The organism is Microbacterium sp. (genome assembly GCF_011620715.1).
Classification (GTDB): Bacteria; Actinomycetota; Actinomycetes; order Actinomycetales; family Microbacteriaceae; genus Microbacterium.
In genome coordinates, this window is the sequence record NZ_WOYP01000097.1 from 1 (window position 1) to 3290 (window position 3290).

Sequence of the window (3290 nt, forward strand, 5' to 3'; positions counted from 1 at the left end):
GCGCACCTTTTCGCGCGGGGGCGCACCTTTTCGCGCGGGGGCGCACCTTTTCGCGCGGGGGCGCACCTTCTCGGCAGTGAGTCGTCGGAGTCGCCGGATAAGATGACGGAAGTGCCGCGACACGGCTGTCGCGGCGGGAATGAGGATGCAGTGACGATCCACGTGCGCGTGCGCGCCGAGCGCTCGACGGGCGAGAAGCGCGTCGCGGCGACGCCCGACAGCGTGAAGAAGCTGCTCGCCGCCGGCGCCACCGTCGAGGTCGAGTCGGGCGCCGGTGCCGGATCCCTGATCATGGATGCCGCGTACGAAGCGGCCGGGGCCCGCATCGTCGCCCGCGACCAGGCTGTCGCACCGGGCATCCTGTTCCACGTCCGCCCGCTGACGGCGGCCGAGATCGCCACCCTGCCCCCGGGAGCCATCACCGTCGGCACCCTCGACCCGTTCCAGAACGCCGCCGCAGTCGCGGCCGCCCGGGACGGCGGCATCACCTCGTTCGCGCTCGACCTGCTGCCGCGCATCTCCCGCGCGCAGTCGATGGACGTGCTGTCCTCGCAATCGCTGCTGGCCGGCTACCGTCTCGTCACTATCGCCGCCGACGCGTTCGGCCGCATGTTCGGCATGACCATGACCGCGGCGGGCACCCTCGCGCCCGCGCGCGTGCTCGTGCTGGGGGCGGGCGTGGCAGGGCTGCAGGCCATCGCGACCGCGAAACGGCTCGGCGGTGTGGTCTCGGCAAACGACGTGCGCGCGGCATCCGCCGACGAAGTCCGCTCGGTGGGCGGCACGTTCATCGACCTGGATCTCGGCACCGCCGAAGCGGGCGGCGGCTACGCGAAGGAGCTCGCGGAGGACCGCGCGCGCCGGCAGCAGGAGCTGCTCGCGCCGCACATCGCGGCATCCGACATCGTCATCACGACCGCTGCGGTTCCCGGCCGCGCCGCGCCGCGACTGGTCACGGCGGCCATGGTCGCCGCGATGAAGCCCGGATCTGTGCTCGTCGACCTGGCGGCCGAGTCGGGCGGCAACATCGAGGGATCGGTGGCGGGGGAGCGACGGGCGATCGAAGTCACCGGCGGGGTTGCGACGCTGATCGGCGCCCGCGACATCCAGTCCGACCTCGCGCCGGATGCCTCCAAGCTGTACGCGATGAACTGTGCCAACTTCGCCGCGCTGATCATGAGAGAAGGTGACATCGTGCTCGACTTCGACGACGAACTGGTCTCGGGCAGCGCCGTGACCCACGACGGAAAGATCGTCAACGACCGGGTCGCGGCGACCGTCGAGGAGGTGCGCGCCTGATGGACGGCTTCGCCCTCATCACCATCACGATCCTCGCGGTCTTCCTCGGCTTCGAGGTCGTCTCGAAGGTCTCGAGCACGCTGCACACGCCTCTGATGTCGGAGGCGAACGCGATCCACGGCATCATCCTGCTCGGCGCGATCCTCGTCGCCGGTCAGGCCGAGGACCCGATCGCGCTCGCGCTGTCGATCCTCGCCGTGCTGCTTGCCACGATCAATGTGGTCGGCGGCTTCGTGGTGACCGACCGGATGCTGCTGATGTTCACAGCGAAGCGCGGGAATGCAGCGAAACCCCGCGTCGCGGCCGCGAAATCGGAGGTCGGCGCATGAGCCTCCTGCCCCCCGAAGTCGTGACGGTCTGCTACATCGTCGCAGCCGTGCTGTTCATCCTCGCTCTCAAGGGCCTGAGCAATCCGCGCACGGCTCGCCGCGCGAACCTGTTCGGCGCGGCAGGCGCGGCGCTCGCGATCGTCGCCTACATGCTGAGCGTCGAGCTGCGCAACCTGGTCTGGATCATCGCGGCCATGGCCGTCGGATCGGTCATCGCCGTGATCGCGGCGCGGCGCGTGCAGATGACTCAGATGCCTCAGCTCGTCGCGGCCTTCAACGGTGTCGGCGGCGGAGCCGCGGCCCTGGTCGCCCTCGTCGAGATCTCGCACAGCGAGAGCCCGTGGACCCTCGGAGTCGTCGCGTTCACCGTACTGATCGGCGGGGTCTCGCTGACCGGGTCGTTCGTCACCTTCGGCAAGCTGCAGGGCACCATCACCACGAAGGCGGTCACGTTCCCGGGCCTGCGCGTGCTGATGGTGCTGCTCGTGGTCGCGGCGGTCGGTCTCGGAGTCGCGCTCGTCGTGACCGGCGACTCGCTGTGGGCATACCTGCTGCTGGTGGTCGGCCTCGCGCTCGGCGTGCTGCTGGTCCTGCCCATCGGCGGCGCCGACGTGCCGATCGTGATCTCGCTGCTCAACGCATTCACAGGGCTCGCGGTGGCGGCATCCGGTCTCGTGCTCTCCAACGTCCTGCTGCTGATCGCCGGCACGCTCGTCGGTGCGAGCGGCACGATCCTGACCATGGCGATGGCCAAGGCGATGGGCCGCACGGTCGCGGGCATCGTGTTCGGCGCATTCCGGGCCCATGTCGCCTCGACCACGTCGGCCGCCGGATCCGACCGTCCGGTGCGGACCATGGAGGCCGACGACGTCGCGATCCTGCTGGATTACGCACAGCGGGTCGTGATCGTGCCGGGCTACGGGCTCGCCGTGGCCGGTGCCCACCACGCCGCGGCCGAGCTCGCCGAGATCCTGCGCGATCAGGGCGTGGACGTCGTGTTCGGCATCCACCCGGTCGCGGGCCGGATGCCGGGACACATGAACGTGCTGCTGGCCGAGGCGAACGTGCCTTACGACGCGCTCATCGAGATGGACGAGGTCAACCCGCGGTTCAAGACCACCGACCTCGTACTGGTCATCGGCGCGAACGACGTGGTGAACCCGGCGGCGAAGACCTCGCCCGGTTCGCCCATCTACGGGATGCCGACCCTCACGGTCGCCGACGCGCAGCAGGTCGTGTTCTTCAAGCGCTCGCTCAGCCCCGGATTCGCCGGGATCGAGAACGAGCTGTTCTACGACCCGAAGGTGTCGATCGTGCTCGGCGATGCCAAGCAGACGCTGACGAAGGTGCTCTCGTCGGTGAAGGCCTCGGCCTGAGCGCTCAGGCGGGTCTCCCGCCGACGACCCCGACGGCGCGCGCGGCCACCTCGGTGCCCGCGCGCGCCGCTGCGGCCGCATCGTGGTCCTTCACCCAGCGCGCGAGGAAGCCGGCGCAGAACGCGTCGCCCGCGCCGGTCGGGTCGATGGCGGTCGGCGCGGTCACCGCGGCGAAGTGCTCGCCCTCGACGATCACGCCGTCCGCACCGAGCGTCAGCACGAGCGTCGGGGCCTGGACACGAGCAGCGATCGCGGTCGGCTCCGCGGCGCCCGCCAGCGCGGCGCC

At 70.5% G+C, this 3290-nt stretch carries 4 protein-coding genes; 3 read left to right on the plus strand and 1 reads right to left on the minus strand.

Annotated features, from left to right (window positions below):
* Positions 1-150 precede the first annotated feature (150 nt).
* The 3 genes from QZV84_RS09605 to QZV84_RS09615 are packed head-to-tail and all read left to right on the plus strand — an operon-like array spanning position 151 to position 3004.
* Positions 151-1299: an NAD(P) transhydrogenase subunit alpha gene (locus tag QZV84_RS09605; RefSeq protein ID WP_292828881.1), complete on the plus strand. Its 1149-nt coding sequence runs from the start codon at positions 151-153 to the stop codon at positions 1297-1299.
* Positions 1299-1628, plus strand: coding sequence for an NAD(P) transhydrogenase subunit alpha (locus QZV84_RS09610; RefSeq protein ID WP_292828883.1), 330 nt, complete (start codon positions 1299-1301; stop codon positions 1626-1628). The genes QZV84_RS09605 and QZV84_RS09610 overlap by 1 nt, the downstream gene beginning before the upstream one ends.
* Positions 1625-3004 (plus strand): NAD(P)(+) transhydrogenase (Re/Si-specific) subunit beta, encoded by a 1380-nt coding sequence (locus QZV84_RS09615; protein WP_292828885.1) that lies wholly within the window; start codon positions 1625-1627, stop codon positions 3002-3004. The genes QZV84_RS09610 and QZV84_RS09615 overlap by 4 nt, the downstream gene beginning before the upstream one ends.
* Before the next feature lie 4 nt (positions 3005-3008).
* Here QZV84_RS09615 and QZV84_RS09620 read toward each other — a convergent pair.
* Positions 3009-3290, minus strand: a 282-nt coding sequence (locus QZV84_RS09620) for a PfkB family carbohydrate kinase (RefSeq protein ID WP_292828887.1), incomplete at its 5' end; no start/stop codon positions are given.

Bases quoted from the DNA above. Each gene is read 5' to 3' on its own strand.
- QZV84_RS09610 (WP_292828883.1), top strand. From the start codon at position 1,299: ATGGACGGCTTCGCCCTCATCACCATCACGATCCTCGCGGTCTTCCTC.
- QZV84_RS09615 (WP_292828885.1), top strand. From the start codon at position 1,625: ATGAGCCTCCTGCCCCCCGAAGTCGTGACGGTCTGCTACATCGTCGCA.